The organism is Actinoplanes sp. NPDC051633 (assembly GCF_040681735.1).
Lineage (GTDB): Bacteria > Actinomycetota > Actinomycetes > Mycobacteriales > Micromonosporaceae > Actinoplanes.
This window is the reverse complement of sequence record NZ_JBFAZH010000018.1, coordinates 1-20426: the sequence shown is the minus strand read 5'-3', so window position 1 is coordinate 20426 and position 20426 is coordinate 1. Positions and strand designations below refer to the sequence as shown.

Below are 20426 nucleotides of genomic sequence, written 5' to 3'. Positions count from 1 at the left end.
AGACGCTGCCGCGGATCCGCACGAAGACGCAGTTGCCGACGCGCTCCAGCACCGCCTGCCGGCGCATGTCGCTCTCCCACTGCTCCGGCCCGAGGAACGCGTCGCCATCGCACTCGATCGCGAGCCGCCGGCCGTCGGGGGCGTTGAGGACGAAGTCGATCCGGTAAGTGCCGATCCGGAACTGTGGCGTCGGCCGGAAGCCCTTGTCCGTGAGCCTGCGGTAGACGTCCCGCTCGAAGTCGTTCTGCGGGCTCTCGGCCTTGGGCACCGCCGCCGGCTCGTACCTCAGCAGCAACGACCGCGCGTCGTCGGCCAGGAGATCGGCCGGCTGCACCGAGTGGAAGATCCACAGCTGGTCGCGCGCTCGCGAAGCGGCGACGTTGATCCGGCGGTGATACTCACGCTTGGTGAAGGCGGAAACCCGGCCGTCGCGCGCCGAGACCACCATGGACACCAGCACCACGTCGCGCTCGTCGCCCTGGAACGTGTACGCGTCGCCGACCCGCAGCCGCCGCGCCTCCATCTCGTCCTCGCCGATCGCCTCGCGGATCCGCTCCAGCAGCAGCGCCGCCTGCCCGCTCGTCGACAGCAGGCTGATCACGCCCAGCGTCTTCCCGCGATAGGACGGGTCCGCCACGATCGCCGTCACCTGCTCGACCAGCGCGTCCGCCTCGGCCAGGTTGACGTCCCCATAGGGCGCCAGCGGCTGCCGGGTGCCCTCGGCGAGGAACACCGACCGGATCGGCGCCAGCGACGGCCGGTCCGCGCGCAGCGGCATGATCTTGCCGTCGTAGTAGTGCTTCGACGAGAACTCGATGATCTGGGGTACGCACCGGAAGTGTTCGGTGAGCAGGATCCGCTCCGGCGACCGCCGCACAGCGTGGTCGTAGAGCGACGACTCCGGGTCGAAGTGCTCGGCCGACGGCACCTCCTTGAGGTGGCTGTGGATCAGGCCGGTCACCGACCCGACGAACCCGAGCTGCGGCCCGATCTGCTGATCGTCGCCGACCACGACGGCCCGCTCGGCCAGCGCCAGCACCGGCAGCGCGAAGAGATCCGCCTGCGACGCCTCGTCGACGATCACGACGTCGAAGTGCGCTCCCCCGGCGAACTGTTCGATGGCCCGGTCCACTGACATGACCCAGACCGGCACGGCCTCGACCGCCGACTCCATCGCCCGCTGGGCATGCGCCTGCCACGCCGCCGCGTTCCGTCCGGTGCCCTTGCCGATCTTGCGCAGCGCGGTGGTCCAGTCGGCCAGCGCCGCCCGCCGCCGGTCGTCGAGCGCCCGCGACACCTCCAGCCACGCCGACGCCACCACGAGATCGCCGGTCAGCCCGCGGATCTTCTCCCGCGCCAGCTCGACCCGCCGCATCAGCACGGCCGGATCCACACTGCCGACCACCGCGTCGAACCACGTCTGCGCCCGCCGCCACGCCCACGCCCGGGCGCACGCCTCGCCGGACACCGCGGGCACCTCGCCGGCCTCGATCATGTCCGCCCACTCCGGCGCCTCGGTGGCCAGCCGGTTCCGCAGCTCGATGTAGCGCTCGACGTCGGGTTTCGTGCCGATCAGCCGCTGCACCTCGGCCTTCGCCTCGTCCCACGCGCCGAGGTCGCGCCACGCCTGAAGAAGATGCGGCCGGCGCGCCAGTCTCTCCGCGACGTCGCTGTCCTTTTTGCTCGCTTCATCCCAGTCGAAGACCGCCGGTCCCGCGCTTAGCAAATCCTCGACGGCTCGGAGTCGCGCGGCGTCCAGATCAAGGTCCTCCTGGGGTACGAGCAGACGAAGCCGATCGGACAGATCCGGCCAGTGCTTGGTATCCCAGTCGAGTGACTGCGCCGCATCCGCCAGCAGCGCACCCGCCCACGCCTGCGGATCCGGCCCCTGCGCCGGAATCTCCAGCCGCTCGAACCACTCCGACCAGTGATCGGCCAGCCGGCGTCGCGCCTGCGCCCTCTTCACGAACGCGGTCGCCAGGTCGACGTCGTCGGTCGTGCGCAGCGGCTCGTCGTCGACCCGCACCTCGTCGGCGAGCTTGTGCAGGCCGGGTTGCATGAGCCGGCTGATGCCCCGCCCGGAGGCGAAGCGTTGGCGAACCTCGGCGAGGCTGCCCATCAGCCGTTTCGGCTCGGCGGCGTACTGGTCCGGAATCCTGACCCGGTGGCCGGCCAGCGTGCGGGTGAGCTCGGCCATCTCGCCGAGCAGAGCCTCGGTGGCGGCACGGTGGTCGGACCAGAGTCGCTGCCAGTGCGGGTCCTCGAGGAGGCGGCCGAGCCGGTCGGTCCACGACCCCTCGCGGCGGTGCAGCCACTGGACCGCTTCGTGCAGGTCGTTCAGCAGATCCGCGTACGCGTCCCGGCCGAGCGCGCGTACCGCATCGGGGTCGAGGCCGCGCGCCTCGAAGCTCTCCACCTCGCCCTGCCTGACCCGCGCGAACTCCCTGGCCCGGGCCGCCTCGGCCGCGTCCGGCAGATCCGAGACGTCCGGCTGCGGGCGCAGCGCGGCGGCCCGGTCCTTCGGATCGAGCCGTGCGGCCAGGTCGAGCAGCGTCGCGAACTCGTCGGTGCTCAGCGGCGGCTGCGTCGAGACGGCGTCCGGGATGCCGCCGTGCGCGGCCGCGCGTTCCCGCAGCCAGGCCCCGACCTCGGCGGGCGACAGATCAACACCGTCTATCCGGTACGTGGCCGCTTCGTTCTCGGCGATCGCGCGCAGCCCGGCGAGCGCCTCGGCGAGCTCGTTCTCGGCGTCCTCGAGCCGCCGGGTGAGCCGCTCGACGCGTGCCGCCTCGGCGCGTTTGTCCAGCGTGGCGGCCCGGTCGGAGAGCTCGCGGGCGGCGAGCTGGAGCTGCACGAGCTGGTCGGTGGTGCGGCCGAGGACGGCGAGGCAGAGGGCGCGGATGCCCTCGGGGAGGCCGTCGCGCAACACCCGCAGCGGGTCTTCCTTCTGGGCGACGACGAGGACCCGCTTGCCGTTGGCCATCAGGTGGCAGATCAGGTTGCGGATGGTGTGCGTCTTGCCGGTGCCGGGCGGGCCCTGAACGGCGACGTTGCGGTGCTGGGCGAGCCGCCGGGCGATCGACTCCTGGGCCTCGTTGGTGGGCAGCGGCATGAGCAGGCGCTCACCGACGCGCTCCCAGTCCTCGGGCCGGTCGTCGGGCATCACGAGCTTGCTGGGCTCGTGCGCGACGATGGCGGCGAGCGACCCGACGGCGGCGGTGTCCCCGGCGAGCAGCCGCTCCCGGAAGTTCTCCAGAAACCCGCGAAGTTGCCGCTGCCTGGGCCGGGCGAACAACACCCGGGTGTCCACAATGTGCGGCCGCCGGTCACCACCGGCGCTCAACACGCTTCCGTCCGATTTATCGGGATCAATAATGATTCGGTCGTAGCCGAGGCGGCCGAGGGCTCGCTCGAAGAACTCCCGCCGGTCTAGGTCGTTCCACAGGTCGGCCTCGATCACGCCGGCCGGGCCGGCAAGCGCGAGCAGCTGTGCGAGGTAGCGCTCATCCAGCCCGGCCAACGCGTCGGTCTGCAGCCGCGACGGCCCGGCGGGCGACACGGAGATCACCGAACGATCCGGCTCGTACTCGATCATCACCGGCGTCGCGACCAGCGGATAGCGCACCTTCTGCCCGGCGATCACGGTTTCCAGCACGCCGTGGCCCCAGACCAGCTCCGTGCTGGCGGCGCTCATGTCGAGCAGGTGCATCAGGTCGAACAGCTGCCGATGCAGCGCCCGGGTCTTCTCCGCCGCGGCGGTCTCCTCCACCCAGGCCCGCCAGTGCTCGTTCTTCCACTGCTCGAGCAGGGCGTCGTCGGCGTCGTTGCGATCGAAGGAGTCTCGCAGCTCGGCGGGCACCTCGATCGGGCCGGGCAGGTCGGGCAGACCGACCCGCAGCCACGAAGTTTGATCGGCGGTGGGCCCCACCTGACAGGCCGGATGCACAGGCAGCGCGGCGGTCCAGAGCGTGTCGCCGGGGACGGTGCGCGCCGGCCGATCCATGAGCGCCCGCACGGCGAGCAGATAATCGGCGACGGAGACAGCCCGATCCCGAATGACAAGGGCCGACTCCATTCCCCGAAGGCTAGCCGATCCCCGCAGCCACCCCGCTCACCCGCGCCCGAGCGACCGCAACCAGCGGGGAGGCGCAACGGCGCCGGTGTCGCGCTTCCCCCGGTCCGCACACCCGGCCCGCAACATCAATCCCTCAGCTCGCCGGGTCTCGCTCCTCCGGGTCGCGGCCGACGGCCGAGCGGCCTCCGTCGACCGGAATGACCGCGCCGTTGACGAAGGATGCCGCGTCCGAGAGCAAGAAGGCGACGACGTCTGCCACCTCGTCCACCCCGCCCATCCGGCCGAGCGGCTGCAGCAGCCTGATCTCCCGCTCGAACGCCTCGCGATCGTCCAGCGCGGCCAGGTGCGCGTCGGAGCGCTCGGTGGCGATCGAGCCGAGGGCCACGGCGTTGACGCGGATCCCCGCCGGTCCGTAGTCGACCGCCAACGCCCTGGTCATGCCCTCGATTGCGGCCTTGGCCGTGGCGTATGGCAGCGCCCCGCGGACCGGCCGCTGAGCCTGATGGGACGAGACGTTGACGATCGCGCCCGGCCGGGAGAGCTCGCGGAACGCCCGGATCGCCGCCGCACAACCGACCGCCACCGGCGCCAGATTGAGGTCGATCAGCTCGAGGGTGCGGTGCGCGTCCTCGTGCAGCCACGCGTCGTGGAAGACCGCCGCGTTGTTCACCCACCCGCGCAGCTCCGAGCCGGCCGCGTCCACCGCCAGCTCCGCGATCAGCGCATCGGAGGCGTCGCCGATGACCGGCACGATGTCGCCGGAGGCCCAGTCCAGGCCCTTTTCGTCGAACTCGATCGCCACGACCTTGTTTCCCGCACCGGCCAGGCGTTCCACGATCGCCCGGCCGACACCCTGCCCGCCGCCGGTCACCACATAGGCGTCCGCCATCAGAACAGCGCGCTGTAGGCGTTGAGCGCCGGCTGCCCGCCCAGATGGGCGTACAGGACGTTCGAACTCTTGTCGATCTCGCCCCGCGTGATCAGATCGACCATGCCGGCCATCGACTTGCCCTCGTAGACCGGGTCGGTGATCATGCCCTCCGTTCGCGCGGCCAGCCGCATCGCGTCCAGTGTCTGCTCGTCGGGGATCCCGTAGATGCCGGCGTGGTATCGCTCGTCCAGCAGGATCTCGTCGTCGCGCAGGTCGCGGTCGAGCCCGATGAGGGCGGCCGTGTTGCGCGCGATGCGGGCCACCTGATCCCAGGTCTCGGCGGGCTTGGCCGAGCCGTCGATGCCGAGCACCCGGCGGGGCTTCTCCTGCCCGGCGAACCCGGCGATCATCCCGGCCTGGGTGCTGCCGGTGACCGAGCAGACGACGATCGTGTCGAAGAAGACGCCCAGCTCACGCTCCTGCTGCTCGACCTCACCGGCCCAGCCCGCGAAGCCCAGGCCGCCGAGCCGGTGGTCGGATGCTCCGGCCGGGATCGCGTACGGCTTCCCGCCGCCCGCCTCCACATCGGCGATCGCGGCGTCCCAGCTCTCCTTGAACCCGATGCCGAAGCCCGCCTTGACCAGCCGCACATCGGCGCCGGCCAGCCGGCTGAGCAGGATGTTGCCGACCTTGTCGTAGACGCTGTCCGGCCAGTCGACCCAGCTCTCCTGCACGAGCACGCACTTCAACCCCGCGTACGCCGCCACCGCCGCGACCTGCCTCGTGTGGTTGGACTGCACGCCGCCGATCGAGACCAACGTGTCGCATCCCTGGGCGAGCGCGTCCGCGACCAGATACTCCAGCTTGCGCGTCTTGTTGCCGCCGTACGCGATGCCGGAGTTGCAGTCCTCCCGCTTGGCCCACAGCTGCGCGCCGCCGAGATGCCGAGTCAGCCGGTCGAGCCGATGCACCGGCGAAGGGCCGAACAACAACGGATATCGATCGAAGTCAGCAAGCATCGCGCGATTCTCCCAAAGTGAGTGGCGCTCGGGTTCGGTTCCGGGGAAAACGCCTGCTCACACCCCTTGAACCCTAGCGTCGAAACGGTGTCGACGGACTGGACCGATCATGGGCGGCTCGCGTACGGGGCACTGCGTTCCGCCGTCGCCGCGCTCAAGCGGGACGATCCGATGGCACCGGTCACCGTCCTGGTCCGGACGAACTTGACCGGCACCCATGTCCGCCGCGCGCTGGCGCACGGCGTCGGCGGCGGCCCGGGCATTGCGGTGCTCGACGTGCTCACCGTCGACCGCCTGGCGGAGCGGATCGGGGCGCCGGTGATGGCCGGCAGCGGACGGCGCCCGGCCACCCGGCCGGTGCTGGCCGCGGCCTGGCGGCGGGCCCTGCAGATCGATCCCGGTCACTTCGGGCCGGTTGCCGGGCACCCGGCAACGGTGCGCGCCCTCGCCGCCGCCCACACGCAGCTCCGCGAGGTCGACGAACCGGGCTTGGACAAGATCGCCGCCGCCGGCCCGATCAGCGCCGACCTGGTCCGCCTCCACCGCATCGTGGAGGACACCCTGGCCGCCGACTGGTACGACGTGGTCGACCTCCGGGCGATCGCCCGTGACCTCCCACCGGCCGTCGTGACCTTTCTCCTCGAAGATCTGCGGCCCAGCGAGCAGGCGATGCTCGACCGCGTCGCCGACCGGATCGACATCGGCGCGGTGGAACGGGAGGCCAGGCCCCACGAGGTGATCAGCGCCTCGGATGCCGACGACGAGGTACGCGCCATCGTCCGCCGGGTGATGGCCGACCTGCGGGAAACGCCCGCCCACCGCGTCGCGATCCTGCACGGCGCCGACCGCCCGTACGCCCGCCTGCTCGCCGACCACCTCCGCGCGGCGGGCATCCGCTGGCACGGCCGCGGCGTCACCCCCACTGCCGAACGCCGCCTGGCCCGCGTCCTCACGAACCTCTTCGCCACCGCGCGCAACAACTGGCGCCGAGCCGACGTGATCGGAGTGCTGGCCGACACCGAGGCCCGCACGACCGCCCGGTGGGAACGCATCTCGCGGGCCGCCGGCGTGATTCAGGGTGACGACTGGGACAGCCGGCTCAAGGCCTACGCGGCAGCGCGGCGGGCGGCGGGCCGGCACGACGCGGACTCCGCGGACGAACTGCGGCGAGCGGTGACCGACCTGCAGGACCGGATGCGCGACGGGGAGTCTCTCCGATCCTGGACGGCGCTGGCCGAGTGGGGTCGGCAGACGTACGCCGCGCTGGTCGGCGAACCGGAGGAGCGACGGCTGCCCGAGGCGGAGAAGCGCGCGGCAGTAGCCGTGGCACGTACCCTCGACGCGGTCGCCGGCCTGGACACCGTCGAACCCGCCGCCGACCTCAGCCTGCTCGACGTCACGCTCGATCTCGAGCTGGCCGACGACCTCCCGTCGCACGGCCGCATCGGCGACGGCGTGCTGGTCGCGCCGATCTCCGGGGCCACCGGCCTGGATGTCGACAAGGCGTACGTGCTGGGGCTGGCCGAGGACATCGTGCCCGGCCGGATCGGCGTCGACGCGTTGCTGCCGGACGAGATCCGCGAACTGGTGCCGGGGCAGCTGGCGACCACGGCGGAACGCGTCGCCCGCATACGCCGGCAGGTGTGGGCGGCGTTCGCCGTCGCATCGGCCGTCGTCGCCTCCTATCCCCGCGGGGACCTGCGCCGCAGCGCCGAACGCCGGCCGTCGCGCTGGCTTCCCGCAACGGTGACCGAGCAACTGCCGTCCTACGCCGCCGCGCTGACCGCGACGACCGAGCTCGCCTCCGATCAGGAGTGGCGGATCCGGCAGGCGACGGCCGGGCGGATCGACGACCCGATCGTCGCGCTCGCCGCCGAGATGCGCCGGGCACGAGCGAGCGACCTGCTCACCCGGTTCGACGGCGACCTCTCCGGCCACGATCTGCCGGACCCGGCGGGCGGCGGGCTCATCTCGCCGACCTCGCTCGAGGCGTGGATCCGGTGCCCGCATGGCTATCTGATGGAGAAGCTGCTGCGTGTGCGTCCGGTCGAAGCCCTCGAGGAACAGCTCACGATCAGCCCGATCGAGCTGGGCAACCTCTACCACCACGCCCTTGACCGGTTCTTCGCCGAGCAGGACGCGCGCGGCGCGGTGCCGGCCGGCGCCGTCCCCTGGTCGCCCGGCCAGCGTGCGGACCTGCGGCGCATCGCCATCGAGGTGGCCGGTGACCTCTCGATGCGTGGGCAGACCGGCCACCGTCTGCTGTGGCGCCGCGAGCTGGCGACCGTGCTGTCCCGGCTCGACGGGTTCCTCACCGCCGACGACGAGCTGCGTGCCACGACCGGGCGCCATCAGGTGTGCTCCGAACTCGCGTTCGGCCAGGGCGGTCGGCCGCCGGTGCCGGTCCCGCTTCCGGACGGCCGGATTGTGCTGATGAAGGGCAGCGCCGACCGGGTGGACCGGGCCGGCGATTCGATCGTCATCGTCGACTACAAGAGCGGCCGGTCCGAGCCGTTCGCCGGTCTCGGCCCGGACGACCCGACGCTGGGCGGGGCCAAGCTGCAGCTTCCGGTCTACGGTCTGGCCGCCAGGCTGGCCCTCGGCGCGCCGCGCGCGGATGTGACGGCCGAATACTGGTTCGTGCACCGCGACGCCGGCAAACGGGTCGAGCTGCCGCTCACACCCGACATCGAGGTGGCGTTCACGAACGCCGTCACCGTGATCGTCGACCGCATCGCGGGAGGACTGTTCCCGCACCGTCCGCCGGACGACGACGGCTACGGCGACCACATACCGTGCCGCTACTGCGATCCGGACGGCTTGGGCGCGGGCGAACATCGCGACCGCTGGGACCGCAAGCGCAACGATCCGCGGCTTGCCTCCTACCTCTCGCTGATCGGCGGTGGCGCATGAACGACCGGCCCGCCCGCGATGCCATCCGGACCAGCCTCGGCGAGACGCTGTTCGTCGAGGCCGGCGCCGGCTCGGGAAAGACGTCATCGCTGGTCGACCGGGTCATCGAGGTGGTGCTCACCGACGGAGTGCCACTGCGTCACGTCGCGGCCGTGACCTTCACCGACAAGGCGGCGGCCGAGTTGCGGGACCGTCTGCGCAAGGAGTTCTCGGCGCGCGTGGAGCCGGCCGCCCGCGACGCCCTGTCCGAGATCGACACCGCAGCCATCGGCACCCTGCACTCCTTCGCGCAGCGAATCCTCACCGAGCATCCGATCGAGGCGGGCCTGCCGCCCCTGCTCGAGATCCGCGACGAGGTCGCCTCCGGAGTGGACGCGGACGCGCGGTGGAGCACCATGCGCGAGGACATGCTCGACGATGCGACGCTCACCGACACGCTGATGCTGGCGTTGGCCGGCGGCGTCAAGCTGCCCGACCTGCGGGCGATGGCCGCGACCTTCAACGCGAACTGGGACCTGCTCGAGTCGCGTGTGCTGCATGCGCCGGTCCCGGACCTGCAACCCATCGACGTCGCCGCGATCGTGCAGGAAGCGCGCCGGCTCGCCGCCCTCGCCGACGGGTGCACCGACGACCGCGACGCGTTGCTGGGCAACCTGGCGCTTCTGGCCGACTGGGCCGAGCAGCTGCACGGGGCGCACGACGACCCCGCGCGACTCACCGCGCTCGGCACCGCGGTCACCCGCAACTGGCATCGTGGACGCGCGGCGAACTGGTCGTCCTACGGCTCCCGGCAACTGCGGACCGAATGCAAGGCGGTGGCCGACGCCGCGCTGCTGCTGCGCAGCCAGATCGTCGACGTGACCCTGCGCAGGCTCGCCCACCGGGTGGCGACGGAGGTGCTCCAAGCCGCTCGGGCCCGGCGCGCCGAGGGCCGGCTCGAGTTCCACGACCTGCTGGTCATGGCTCGTGAGCTGGTGCGATCGCCCACGCACGGCGGGATCGTCCGCCACCGTCTGCAGCAGCGATACCGCCGGCTGCTTCTCGACGAGTTCCAGGACACCGACCCGATCCAGATCGAGCTGGCCGTCCGCATCGCCGGTGGCGCCGCCGCGATCCAGGACGACTGGGCCGATGTCCGGGTGCCCGGCGGCAGCCTCTTCTTCGTCGGTGACCCGAAGCAGTCGATCTACCGCTTCCGGCGCGCCGACATCGCCACCTATCTCCAGGCACAGCGGACGCTCGGCCGCGAGGTCGTCCTGGACGCCAATTTCCGCACCACTGCGCCGATCCTCGACTGGGTGAACACCGTTTTCGGCCGGCTGATCGTCGCCTCGCCGGACTCCCAGCCGCCCTACCGTCCCCTCGCGGCAACCCGGCCGGCCGCGCCGCGCGGGCCCGCGGTCGCCACGGTCGGCACCGCCGCACACACCGACAACCCGAACGCGACGACACTGCGCGAACGAGAGGCGGCCGACGTCGTCGCCGCCGTGCGCACCGCGCTCGCCCAGCGGTGGCAGGTGCACAGCGACGGTGGCTGGCGGGACATCGAGCTGCGCGACATCGCTGTGCTGGTGCCGTCGCGGACGTCGCTGCCGCAGCTCGAGAACGCGCTGGACGAGGCGGGCATCGGCTATCACCCCGGTGCGACCTCGCTGGTCTACCGCACCCGGGAGATCCGGGACCTGCTCACCGCGGCTCGCGCCTGCGACGACCCGAGCGACGAGCTGGCGCTGGTGAGCGCATTGCGGTCGCCCCTGTTCGGATGCGGGGACGACGACCTCTGGACGTGGAAGGAGGCCGGTAACCGGTTCTCGATCTTCGCGGATGCCTCCGGCTCCGTGGGCCATCCGGTGGCGTCGGCCCTGGACTATCTGCGCGGGCTGCACAACGAGAGCCGCTGGCGGTCGCCCGGCGAGGTGCTCACCCGGCTGATCGAAGATCGCCGCATGTTCGAGCAGGCGGTCGGCTTTCCCCGGACCCGCGACGTGTGGCGTCGGCTGCGCTTCGTGGTGGACCAGGCTCGGGCCTGGTCGGAGTCCGAGCACGGGAGTCTGCGGGCGTACCTCGCGTGGGCGGCGCGACAGGGCAGTGACACCGCGCGGGTGGCCGAGGCCGCGCTGCCGGAGACCGACGCCGACACCCTCAAGATCATGACCATCCACAGCGCCAAGGGCCTGGAGTTTCCGATGGTCATCGTCTCCGGCATGACGACCCGGGTGAAGCACACCGCGTCGGGTCTGCAGGTGCTCTGGCCGCGGGACGGCGGATACGCCATGAAGCTGCACAGCACCGTGAAGACGGCCGATTTCGACGCCGCGCAACCGGTCGACGAGCAGATGGGCAAGGACGAGAAGATGCGCCTGCTCTATGTGGCCTGCACCCGCGCCCGTGACCACCTGGTGGTGTCGCTGCACCGCAAGGGCAACGCCGGCACGACGAACGCCGAGCTGCTGGCGAACGCCTCCCCACCGGTCACCTCCCTGTCGGCCGACGACGGCCCCGAGCTCGGGGCCGCCGCGCCGCGTGTCGTCCCTACGCCACCGCCGTCTCCGGGTCAGTGGGCGGCCATGGCGCAGGCCTCGCGCACGGCCGCGGCGCGGTCCTTCGCCGTCACCGCATCCGGTCTCGAGGGCACCTTTCCCAGCACCACCATGGACCCGGGCCTCGCCAAAGGACCGCGGAACCTGGAGCTGGCGCCCTGGTACAAGGGCCGTTACGGCACCGCGATCGGCCGGGCCGTGCACGGTGTGCTGCAGTCCGTCGACCTCGGCACGGGTGATGGGCTGGACGCCGCGATCGCCGCGCAGGCGCTCGCCGAGGGCGTCGTCCCCTACACCGACCTGGTGGGCATGCTGTCCGTCGCCGCGCTCGCCTCGCCCCTCGTGCGCCGTGCGGCCACGCGCCGTCATTGGCGGGAGACCTGGGTGGCCACGGCGATCGGCGACAAGGTGCTGGAGGGAATCGTCGACCTCCTCTACGAGGACGACGACGGTCTGGTCATTGTGGACTACAAGACGGACACCGTTCCGGCGTCGGCGCTCTCGGCGCGGACCGACTACTACCGGCCGCAAATGGCCGCCTATGCCACCGCGCTGGAGGCCGCGGTCGGCCGGCCGGTGGCGCGGTGCGTGTTGCTCTTCCTGCACCCTGGCGGAGCGGAGGCCTGGGAGGTGCCCGAACTGGACACTGCGAAGCAGATGGTGCGGGTCCAAGTGCTTTCCTGATCGCCGGCTCACCGAGCGGAACAGCCGGCTCATCGGGCGGTCCGTCGCGCGAAGAGGCGGCCGGCAATCGCATACCCCACGATCAGGATCGCACCGAACCACGCCACCGCGACCCACGCCTGTCCTGCCACCGGCGTGCCGATCATGAGGCCGCGCAGCGTTTCGATCATCGGGGTGAGCGGCTGGTGAGCGGCGAAGCCGCGCAGCACCGCCGGCATCGTCTCGACCGGCACGAACGCGCTGCTCAGGTATGGCAGGAAGAGGATCACGAAGCTGAACGACGACGCGCTCTCCACCGAGCTCGCGATCAGCCCGAAGCAGACTGCCACCCACGACATGGCGACGATGAAGAGGGTCAGCACGGTCAGCGCGATCAGCCACTCGACGGGACCGGCGACCGGGCGGAAGCCGATCGCGAACGCCACCGCCAGCACCAGCATCGTGGAGGAGAGATTGCGGATCACGCTGGCACTGATGTGTCCGATCAGGACGGCGGACGGCAGGATCGGCAGCGAGCGGAACCGGTCGATCACACCGGTGGTCATGTCGTTCGCCACCGGCACGGCGATGCCCGCCGCGCCGTAACCGGCGCAGAGCAGCACGATGCCCGGCACGACGTAGGTGAGGTAGCGGCCGTCCGGGGCGATCGCGCCGCCGAACACGTACACATAAAGCAGTAGGAGGAGCACCGGGAGCAGGACGCCGATCAGCAACGTGTCGAGGCCTCGCGAGGCGTGCCGCAGGCTGCGGCCGATCATGATGCCGGCGTCCTCGAGAGCGGCCTGCATGATCATCCTCCCGTCATGGTCAGGAAGACGTCGTCGAGCGTCGGCCGGTGCACCGTCATGTGCTCGACGTCGACACCGGCGGCATCCAGGCGATTGAGCAGCTCACGAACCTGACGCGCGCTGCCGTCGGTGTGCACGGTGAGGGTGCCGCGGCTCGAGGGTGGACCGGCGTCGAGCAGGTCGGCGGCCCGCGCGGCCATCGCCGGCGCGCCGATCCGCAACTCCACCCGCTCACCGGAGAGCTGCGCCTTGAGCTGGGTCGGATGGCCGGTCGTGATGATCTCGCCCCGGTCGAGGAACGCGACCCGATCGGCGAGCTGGTCGGCCTCCTCCAGATATTGCGTGGTCAGGAAGACCGTGACGCCGCTCGTCGCCAGGTCGCGCACCGCCGCCCAGGTGGTCTGCCGACTGCGCGGATCGAGCCCGGTGGTGGGCTCGTCGAGGAACAGCACGCGCGGCGTGACGACCATGCCGGCGGCCAGGTCGAGCCGGCGTCGCATGCCCCCGGAATACGTGCTCACGCGACGACGGCCCGCCTCGGCCAGCTCGAACTGGTCGAGCAACTCCGCGGCCCGCCGCCGGGCGCCGCGCCGGCCGAGACGGCGCAGGCGGCCCAGCATGACAAGGTTCTCCTCCCCCGTCAGCAGCTCGTCGACCGCCGCGGACTGGCCGGTGAGGCTGATCAGCCGCTGCACCTCGCGACGCGACCGGACGACGTCGTGGCCGCACACCGCCGCGGCGCCCGCGTCGGGCCGCAACAGCGTGGTGAGGATCCGCACCGCCGTCGTCTTGCCCGCGCCGTTGGGCCCCAGCAGGGCGAACACCTCACCCTCGGCCACCTCCAGGTCGAGGCCGCGCAGGACACTGACCTCGCCGAAGCTCTTGCGCACGCCGCGCGCCGAAACCGTGTACGTCATACACATGCGTTTAGGTTATACACGGTTTTAGGATGTGGTCAATGGAGATGGACATCTCATGGCTGCCGCCCAATCTCGCCGTGCTCTACGAGCCGCGGGATGCCAACCGGCGTGGGCCACGACCGGCGTTGTCGCTGGACAGCGTGGTCCGGACCGGCATCGAGATCGCCGACGCCGAGGGCCTGGGCGGGCTGTCCATGAGCAGGGTGGCCGAGCGCCTCGGGTTCACCACCATGTCGCTGTACCGCTACGTCCGGAGCAAGGACGACCTGCTGCTGCTCATGGCCGACGAAGCCAACGGCCGTGAGCCACCCGAACCCGATCCGATCTCCTGGCGGGATGGCCTGGAGACCTGGACCCGCGCCATCTTCCGCGTCCTCCGCGCGCACCCATGGCTGCTGCGCGTGCCGATGAGCGGTCCACCCGCCGGCCCGGCCCAGCTCAGATGGATGGAGGCCGGCCTGGCCAACCTCGCCGGCAGCGGCCTGCACGACGGCCGCAAGCTACAGATCATTCAACTGCTGCACGGGTACGCGCGCGGCGAGGCACAACTGAGCTCCGAGCTCGGCACGCTCGCGCCCGAGGCGGACACCAGCGCCCGCTACGGCGAGATCCTCCGGGTCGTGACCACCCAGGAAACGCACCCGGCACTGCACCGTCTGCTCGACACCGGAATCCTCGACGGCCCCACCGAGTACGACGAGGACGTGGATTTCGGGTTCGGCCTCAGCACGATCCTGGACGGCATCGAGCGGCAGGTCGAGGCCGGTCAGCCGACCGACGCGTAGGCGAGCGGGACCGGCTCGGGCTGGTCCGCCCACGCGCCGGAGAGCACGGCGCCGGAAAGCATGACGCCGGCGCGCGTCAGGTCTTCGCCGAGCCGGCGTACGACGGCGAGCTCGACGCCGTCCGCCTCGATGATCGTGGGGTCGCCCGGCCCCACCCGGTGCACCCGCTCGACGACCGGGACCTCCACGCCCGGGACACCGCTACTGGTGATGGTCATGCTCGGCGGGAAGACCTTGAGGACCCCGTCCACCTCCATCGTCTGCTCCGCCTGGCCCGAGTCCGCGAGGATCGCCCGGGCCAGCGTGGCGGCGTAGACGGGGTCACCGCAGGCGTCGTACACCCAGCGGGTGCCGAGGACGGAATGCTCGGTGGTGCCGACCAACCACTGCTCGGCGCCGGTGAGAGGCGCGCCCCGGTAGGTGAGCGGGACCTGGAAGGTCGGGCCGTCGCCGGCGCGCACCAGGAATGTCTCGATCCCCACCTCGCCCGCCGGATCGTCGAAACGGTAGGACGCGACGCGGGCGAGCTCGCCGGTAGCGGTCCGATACCACGGATTCCCGGGCAACCAGGCCGCCAGCAGCTCGATCTTCGAAGGGGTGAGGCTCGCCTTGTGGATCAACGCCATGCGGCGAGCTTAGGTGTCGTGAGCGCCCTAGGGGAACTGCATGCGGCGCGGGCGCGGGATGACCGGCGGTGGCAGCGGCAGGTCGTCCAGGTGGCTCCAGTTGATCGCCCCGTTGTCGGTGGATTTCACCTCGCCGAGGCACGCGCGCACCAGACCGAGGTTGGGTGCGCCGGCGAACCCCGCGATGACCACCTCGGGCTTCGGCGTGATTTGCGCGATCGCCGCGCAGATCTTCGCCACCTCGCGCTCGTCCACGTGGTCGAGCGGCAGGGGCACCTCCGTCTGCGGCCGCCGCCACGGAGGGCCGAAGCGGCGCAACAGCTCGCGCGCCAGCCGACCGAACGACCGGCCGACCTCCGCGTCCCGCATCGACGTGCGCGCGGACTGGCCGTAGCACCACGGCACCACGACGTGGCCGTTGATGACGACGAGTTGGTAGACAGACTTGGGAACGCTGATGATCTCAGCGCCGGGAAGCGTGCCGAGAAAGAGCACGAGCTCTTCGTACGGCAACGGCCACCGGGGATTGGCGAGCACTCGTTCCGTGGTCTGCGTCGTGTGGGGGTGCGCGTTGACCTCACGGTCGATCGCCGTGCTCAACGCCTCGGGCACCCTGGTCCAGATTTCGGCGGCAACCTTGCTGCCGAACTGCTCGACCACCCACTCGCTCGGACCGACGAGAACGTCTGGACGCATTCTGCACCACCACCGTCCGTGTCGCTGGCGCTACTGCTGGCTAGAAGAGTTTCATCTCCGGTGATCGACTGGAAGGGGGTAGTGAGGAGATCCCAAAAACGAGCGTGAATGAAATCCAGCCGATCGTTAACACCGCTGTTGCGACACTGGATCAGCAGGCCCTGCGGCTGCGATGCGTGCAACTTGCACGGCGAACCGCGCGCGCAAGTTGCACGCCGGCTCCGCTATTCGCGCCGTGATTCCATTGAACCTCCGACTTATTTCCCTCGGGTGTCCGGCGCGCGAACATTCCCTCCCAATGCGCTGTGCAGCACTAATGCAATATTGTGATCGTTCACAATCGACAAGTGATCATCCACATTGAACGAAATCCGCCGTCAAGGGCTGGTCCGGACCGGAAAGAGCGCGGCCGGGCGATCCGATGTCACGCGCCGGACTGTCATATTGCCGACAGAGGCGTCTCAGGCGTCCTCGGCGACGCTCATCCGGCCCCCGAGTTGTTGCGCCACTTCGAGATCGTTGCCCTCGAACCAGGTCTCCGCGACCCGCCCGCCGACGAGCCGGAAGATGATGATGCCGGTCTCGGTGACCGGCTGACCGCTCGCCGGCAGATCGAGATAGCCGCCGCGGTAGGTCGAGCGGATCGTGTATCGCACGACGAGCCGGTCGCCGCTCTCGATCACGTCGTCGAGGGTGGGCAGCTGCTCGGTGAAGGCGGCCGGATACCACCGCAGCCAATCGAGGAAGGTGTCCCGGTCGCCGGTGCCGCCCGGCCCGTGCGCGACGTAGTCGTCGGTGGCCAGCTCGGCGAGCCGCTGCACGTCACCCGTCCGGCACATGTCGAACCACGCGCGAGCGATCTCGATCGAAGACATGCACGAGTTCCTATGCCATAACACCCTTCAACAGCAAATCGGTCCATTCGTCATCGAGGCCGAGAGCGCAGGTCGCCGGCGCCGCGCTTGTCCGAGGCTTCGTAGCCGGCCGCGGTGGCGCGCAGCCTCGAGCCGGTGTCGCGAAGGGACTCCGCCGCTGAATCGATGCCCTCGACCAGCACGTCCTGCAGACCGTTCAGCATGGCGGGCACCATCGTGCAGAGCTTGCCGTACGCCTCGTTGCCGGCTCGCACGGCCGCGCCGGCCTGCGCGACGGTGCTCACCCGCGCCGCCGCCGTCCCGACCGCCGCGGCGTGGGTGACCAGGTCCTGGTGCCGGACCTGGAACTGCTCAGCCATGACGCACCCGGTACGCCGCGATGACCGCCTTGCCGGTCTCCGACTCCGCGCCCACCGTCTCCTCCGTGACTCTCGTCGCGGCCACGGTCAACGCTCCCTGCGCCTTGCGCAACGTCGCCATGATCGCCTCCGCGGTCTCCGTCGCGGGGCGCTGCCGAATGCCCTCGGCCAGCTCGAGACCGGCCATCCCCGACGCGTTCACCCGCACCGTGACCAGTCCGTCGGAACTTTTCGCCGACACGCTCAGGTCGGCCAGCCGGGTCGCCAGCTCGCGCGCCGCGGCCGCTCGCTCGGACAGGCCGGTCTCCCACTCGTCCACCCGTCGCTCCGCCGCGTCCAGGTCATCCCCGTCGAACATGCGACCACGCTAGCGGGCCGGACCCGCATCGCGCAGATCTCAATCGTCGCTTGTGGATGACCCTGCGGAACCGATCTTGACGAGCAGAAACGCGATGTCGTCGGCCCGCCGGGCCGCGGCCTCGATGAGCCGCTCACACAACTCCTCGCCCGGGACGCCGGCGTGGGCGCGCAGAACGCCGGCGATCGCCTCGATGCCGTCGTCGATCACCCGGCCGGGCAGCTCGACCAGCCCGTCGGTGTAGAGCAGGAGCGTCGAGCCGGCCGGCGCCTCCCGGCGGTACGTGTCCCGCTTGCGGCCACGGCCCAGCCCGAGCAGCGGCGCCGGCTTCTCCCACCACACCTCCACCTCGCCGTCGGGGCGCAGGAGGAGCGGGGGCGGATGCCCGGCGTTCGCAAAGCCGGCGGTCCACCCGTCCACGGTCCGCTGTGCCTTCGCCAGCACGATGCTCGCGGTGGCCGGCATGCCGAGGCCGCGGGCCGCCAGGTCGAGCTGGGTGAGCAACGGACCGGGCTCGTCGTCCCGCCCGTACGCGTCCCCGCGCACCAGATTGCGCAGCTGACCCATCGTCGCCGCCGCCTCGATGTCATGGCCCGCAACGTCGCCGACCGCGAGCATCACCGAGCCGTCCGGCTGCACGAACGCGTCGTACCAGTCCCCGCCGACGGCGGCGCCGGCCTGGGCCGGCAGGTATCGGGCGTGCAGCTCGAGGCCGTCGATCCGGGGCAGCTCGGTGAGCAGGCTGTGCTGCAGCACCTCGGCGACATGCCGCTGCTGCCGGTAGAGGCGGCTGTTGTCGACGGCCAGCCCGGCGCGGCGGCCGATGTCCATGGCGGTGCGTTCGTCCGCCTCCGTGAAGGCGTCGCGCGAGGGCCTGTTGACCAGCGTGATCGCGCCGAGCACCCGGGACGTGACGGGGGCGGTGATCGGCGTCGTGAGGTGGCCGGCGTAGCCCAGCCGGCCGATCAGCTCATCGACGCGCGGATCGAGGTCGCGCACCGCGGCGGTGTGTCCCCGGTCCGGCCGACCGGTGCGGACGACGCGGCTCAGGAAGTCGTGGGCCGGAAGGTCGGCGAGGATCCGGCTCAGCTCCAGGGTCTCCGCGGCATGCGACGGATCGTGATGCGCCGCCGCCACCCGCCGCGGTCTGCCGTCCTCGCCGATCAGGGTGATCAGGCACCAGTCGGCGAAGCGGGGCGTCACCGCCGCCGCGAGCCGGCTCAGCGCCTCGTCCATGTCCAGGGTCGCGGCCAGGGTCTCGGTCAGCTCGGCCAGCAGGCCGAGTTGGTCGTGCGCGGCCTCGAGGGTCCGGCGGGCCTCCTCGGCCAGGTCGCGCGCGATGCGCAGCCGCAGCTCGGAGGAGCAGGCCGCGGCCAGGTCGGCGAGAATCGCCAGCTCCGACGCGGTCCACTCACGCGGCTCGGTGTCGATCGCACACAGCGAGCCGAGCACGCGGCCGTCGGCGTCGGTCAGTGGCATGCCCGCGTACGCCACCACGCCCAGGTCGGGAATCGCGAGGTTGTCGCGGACCCGTGGGTGTGCGCGGGCGTCCGAGTAGACCTTCGACTCACCGTCCAGCACCACCCACTGGCAGAACGAGTGGGTCAGCGGTGTCTCGCGCTTGCTGAGCCACGGCTCGGCGAGGCCGCTCTGCCCGGGGAAGAACTGCCGCTCGTCGTCGACGAGCGAGACCAGCGCCACGGGGACGTCGAGGAGGTGCCGGACCAGGCTCGCGAAACGATCGAAAGCCTCGTCGGGCTCCGCGCCGACGCAGACCCGGTGCAGCGAACGCAGCCGTTCGGGCTCCGCCAGGGAGTCACCCATCGCACCTCCCCAACCGCGTCTCGACGCGCCAGGCTACCCGGATCTCGGCCCGTCCTGAATCAGCTGCCCGGCGTCTCCGCTGTGGCGAGGCTCGCACCGTCGGCGACCGGCGCCCATCGTTTCGCCCAGTCGTCCCGGCAGACCGCGAAGGCCTCGTCGTCCAGGCCGAAGGTCGAGACCACGATCTGCATGCCGGCCGCCTCGGGCTCGTCCAGCGGAACGTTGCCCGACACAACGACCAGGAACCCCTCGGCATCCACCGCCCACGCGACCCGTTTGCCGACCCGGTGCCAGTCGCCCTCGACCAGCTCGAGAACCTGCCGGCCGGTCGTCTCGCCGGTTAGATAGAGGGTTCGCCGGACCCCTTCCGGCCGCCGCTCCAGGAGGTGACGCAGCTGGACGAGGAACGACTTCCAGCCCTCCTCGATGGCGTCGAACGCGTCCGGGTAATCCGGCACCGGACCCTCGCGGACCGCGCGCACCACGCTGCTGGTGTCGTCGCCGGTGACCTCGAAATACGAGCCGTCCGCCCAGGTCATCCGCTCGGGGGCGACCAGCGTGGCCTCGTTCACGAAGATGTGCCGGATCTCGGCATCGAGGCCGTCGTAGTCCCACCCGAACCACTGACGCAACAGCGGCGGTTGTGTGGCGGCGGCCCAGACCGCATCACGCCCGGCGCGGATGGGGACCTCGACGGAGTACGGCTTCAGCGGAGTCACGCGGACCATCCTCGCCGCTCCCGCGCCGACCCGCCACGCGAGCGGAGACGGCTGCCCGCGCAAGTCAGGCGGCTCCGCGCCGGGCTCGGGTGATCGGCGCCCGGACGCCCGCGGTCAGCCCGGAGGCGATGGTGCGGCGCGTCTCCGACCGGCCCAGCCCGCATCGGCGGGCCGCCGCCTCCAGCTCCCGCCGGACCTCCGCGGCATCGATCAGGCCCGCGCCGACCAGCCGTCCCATCGCGAAGGCCGCCTTGTTGAGCGTGTCGTTGCGAGAGCCGACGGCCGCGCCGGCCACGCGGTCGGCGGCCGACGTCAGAGCCACCTCGGCATAGCGCTCCGGGTGCTCGATCGGCCGGTCCGGCACGACGGGCTCG

General features: G+C 71.2%; 15 protein-coding genes and 1 pseudogene. 3 read left to right on the top strand and 13 right to left on the bottom strand.

The genetic code is table 11. The features are described 5' to 3' along the window. The 3 genes from AB0M20_RS02480 to AB0M20_RS02470 all read right to left on the bottom strand — a co-directional run. A partial coding sequence (locus AB0M20_RS02480) for an AAA domain-containing protein (protein ID WP_364292462.1) occupies positions 1 to 4075 on the bottom strand: 4075 nt, incomplete at its 3' end. Between the two features lie 133 nt (positions 4076 to 4208). After that, positions 4209 to 4964 (bottom strand): SDR family oxidoreductase, encoded by a 756-nt coding sequence (locus tag AB0M20_RS02475; RefSeq protein WP_364292459.1) that lies wholly within the window; start codon positions 4962 to 4964, stop codon positions 4209 to 4211. After that, positions 4964 to 5965: a 1-aminocyclopropane-1-carboxylate deaminase gene (locus AB0M20_RS02470; RefSeq protein ID WP_364292456.1), complete on the bottom strand. Its 1002-nt coding sequence runs from the start codon at positions 5963 to 5965 to the stop codon at positions 4964 to 4966. The genes AB0M20_RS02475 and AB0M20_RS02470 overlap by 1 nt, the downstream gene beginning before the upstream one ends. An 87-nt stretch (positions 5966 to 6052) precedes the next feature. Here AB0M20_RS02470 and AB0M20_RS02465 point away from each other — a divergent pair, with 87 nt between their 5' ends. Together AB0M20_RS02465 and AB0M20_RS02460 are read left to right on the top strand one after the other, a co-directional pair. Next, on the top strand, positions 6053 to 8878 hold the full coding sequence (locus AB0M20_RS02465; RefSeq protein ID WP_364292453.1) for a PD-(D/E)XK nuclease family protein: 2826 nt from the start codon (positions 6053 to 6055) through the stop codon (positions 8876 to 8878). Further along, a complete protein-coding gene (locus AB0M20_RS02460) occupies positions 8875 to 12102 on the top strand; it encodes a UvrD-helicase domain-containing protein (protein WP_364292450.1) in 3228 nt (1075 codons plus the stop codon). Before AB0M20_RS02465 ends, AB0M20_RS02460 begins: the two co-directional genes overlap by 4 nt. Positions 12103 to 12131: 29 nt before the next feature. Here AB0M20_RS02460 and AB0M20_RS02455 read toward each other — a convergent pair whose 3' ends face one another. Beyond that, positions 12132 to 12890, bottom strand: coding sequence for an ABC transporter permease (locus tag AB0M20_RS02455; protein WP_364292447.1), 759 nt, complete (start codon positions 12888 to 12890; stop codon positions 12132 to 12134). A 2-nt stretch (positions 12891 to 12892) separates the two neighbouring features. Continuing rightward, positions 12893 to 13807: an ATP-binding cassette domain-containing protein gene (locus tag AB0M20_RS02450; RefSeq protein WP_364292444.1), complete on the bottom strand. Its 915-nt coding sequence runs from the start codon at positions 13805 to 13807 to the stop codon at positions 12893 to 12895. Positions 13808 to 13848: 41 nt separating this feature from the next. Between AB0M20_RS02450 and AB0M20_RS02445 the strand changes: the two genes are divergently transcribed. After that, positions 13849 to 14595 (top strand): TetR/AcrR family transcriptional regulator, encoded by a 747-nt coding sequence (locus AB0M20_RS02445; RefSeq protein ID WP_364292441.1) that lies wholly within the window; start codon positions 13849 to 13851, stop codon positions 14593 to 14595. On the opposite strand, the gene AB0M20_RS02440 is transcribed toward AB0M20_RS02445, so the two are convergent. The 8 genes and pseudogenes from AB0M20_RS02440 to AB0M20_RS02405 form a co-directional block, all read right to left on the bottom strand. Beyond that, positions 14577 to 15221 (bottom strand): hypothetical protein, encoded by a 645-nt coding sequence (locus tag AB0M20_RS02440; protein ID WP_364292438.1) that lies wholly within the window; start codon positions 15219 to 15221, stop codon positions 14577 to 14579. The genes AB0M20_RS02445 and AB0M20_RS02440 overlap by 19 nt on opposite strands. Before the next feature lie 27 nt (positions 15222 to 15248). Continuing rightward, a complete protein-coding gene (locus AB0M20_RS02435; RefSeq protein WP_364292435.1) occupies positions 15249 to 15917 on the bottom strand; it encodes a hypothetical protein in 669 nt (222 codons plus the stop codon). A 461-nt stretch (positions 15918 to 16378) separates the two neighbouring features. Then, positions 16379 to 16792: an ester cyclase gene (locus AB0M20_RS02430; protein ID WP_364292432.1), complete on the bottom strand. Its 414-nt coding sequence runs from the start codon at positions 16790 to 16792 to the stop codon at positions 16379 to 16381. A 50-nt stretch (positions 16793 to 16842) separates the two neighbouring features. Then, positions 16843 to 17151, bottom strand: coding sequence for a type VII secretion target (locus AB0M20_RS02425; protein ID WP_364292429.1), 309 nt, complete (start codon positions 17149 to 17151; stop codon positions 16843 to 16845). Continuing rightward, the gene (locus tag AB0M20_RS02420) at positions 17144 to 17509 is read right to left on the bottom strand and encodes a YbaB/EbfC family nucleoid-associated protein (RefSeq protein ID WP_364292426.1); all 366 of its coding nucleotides are present in this window, start codon (positions 17507 to 17509) and stop codon (positions 17144 to 17146) included. The genes AB0M20_RS02425 and AB0M20_RS02420 overlap by 8 nt, the downstream gene beginning before the upstream one ends. 39 nt (positions 17510 to 17548) lie before the next feature. After that, the gene (locus AB0M20_RS02415; RefSeq protein WP_364292423.1) at positions 17549 to 19333 is read right to left on the bottom strand and encodes a GAF domain-containing SpoIIE family protein phosphatase; all 1785 of its coding nucleotides are present in this window, start codon (positions 19331 to 19333) and stop codon (positions 17549 to 17551) included. Between the two features lie 59 nt (positions 19334 to 19392). Then, positions 19393 to 20061: an activator of HSP90 ATPase gene (locus tag AB0M20_RS02410; RefSeq protein WP_364292420.1), complete on the bottom strand. Its 669-nt coding sequence runs from the start codon at positions 20059 to 20061 to the stop codon at positions 19393 to 19395. Positions 20062 to 20116: 55 nt separating this feature from the next. Further along, positions 20117 to 20426: pseudogene (locus AB0M20_RS02405) on the bottom strand (DNA primase); the annotation flags it as partial.

Excerpts from the sequence above, each read along its gene's own strand:
- AB0M20_RS02475 (WP_364292459.1), bottom strand. The coding sequence starts at position 4,964 with ATGGCGGACGCCTATGTGGTGACCGGCGGCGGGCAGGGTGTCGGCCGG.
- AB0M20_RS02470 (WP_364292456.1), bottom strand. The coding sequence starts at position 5,965 with ATGCTTGCTGACTTCGATCGATATCCGTTGTTGTTCGGCCCTTCGCCG.
- AB0M20_RS02460 (WP_364292450.1), top strand. The coding sequence starts at position 8,875 with ATGAACGACCGGCCCGCCCGCGATGCCATCCGGACCAGCCTCGGCGAG.
- AB0M20_RS02455 (WP_364292447.1), bottom strand. The coding sequence starts at position 12,890 with ATGCAGGCCGCTCTCGAGGACGCCGGCATCATGATCGGCCGCAGCCTG.
- AB0M20_RS02450 (WP_364292444.1), bottom strand. The coding sequence starts at position 13,807 with ATGACGTACACGGTTTCGGCGCGCGGCGTGCGCAAGAGCTTCGGCGAG.
- AB0M20_RS02445 (WP_364292441.1), top strand. The coding sequence starts at position 13,849 with ATGGAGATGGACATCTCATGGCTGCCGCCCAATCTCGCCGTGCTCTAC.
- AB0M20_RS02440 (WP_364292438.1), bottom strand. The coding sequence starts at position 15,221 with ATGGCGTTGATCCACAAGGCGAGCCTCACCCCTTCGAAGATCGAGCTG.
- AB0M20_RS02435 (WP_364292435.1), bottom strand. The coding sequence starts at position 15,917 with ATGCGTCCAGACGTTCTCGTCGGTCCGAGCGAGTGGGTGGTCGAGCAG.
- AB0M20_RS02430 (WP_364292432.1), bottom strand. The coding sequence starts at position 16,792 with ATGTCTTCGATCGAGATCGCTCGCGCGTGGTTCGACATGTGCCGGACG.
- AB0M20_RS02425 (WP_364292429.1), bottom strand. The coding sequence starts at position 17,151 with ATGGCTGAGCAGTTCCAGGTCCGGCACCAGGACCTGGTCACCCACGCC.
- AB0M20_RS02420 (WP_364292426.1), bottom strand. The coding sequence starts at position 17,509 with ATGTTCGACGGGGATGACCTGGACGCGGCGGAGCGACGGGTGGACGAG.
- AB0M20_RS02415 (WP_364292423.1), bottom strand. The coding sequence starts at position 19,333 with ATGGGTGACTCCCTGGCGGAGCCCGAACGGCTGCGTTCGCTGCACCGG.
- AB0M20_RS02410 (WP_364292420.1), bottom strand. The coding sequence starts at position 20,061 with ATGGTCCGCGTGACTCCGCTGAAGCCGTACTCCGTCGAGGTCCCCATC.